The organism is Desulfocicer niacini, assembly GCF_054657595.1.
This window is the reverse complement of the sequence record NZ_BAAHYK010000221.1, coordinates 1-284: the sequence shown is the minus strand read 5'-3', so window position 1 is coordinate 284 and position 284 is coordinate 1. Positions and strand designations below refer to the sequence as shown.

The 284-nt window shown below is 43.7% G+C and carries 1 pseudogene; it reads left to right on the top strand.

The window, feature by feature from the left end:
* Positions 1-284 (top strand): annotated as a pseudogene (locus tag ACYQ2M_RS25480) (hypothetical protein); the annotation flags it as partial.

The following is a 284-nucleotide window of genomic DNA, read 5'->3' as shown; positions in this document are numbered from 1 at the left end:
CTTGATTCTGTAAACACCCCTGTCTACTTCAATACCGCCGGAACATATGTGTTGCAGCTTGAAGCCGCAGATGGAGAATATACAACATCAGATACAGTGACTGTCACCGTCACCCCCCCGGACACAATATCTCCATCCATACCATTAAATTTATCAGCTGTGGGGGTTTCAGGCACACAGATTGATCTATCCTGGACCGCATCAACAGACAATGTATCTGTGATGGGATATAAAATTTATCGAGATTATGCGGAAATCGCAGATATTGTTGGCACAACCTATAA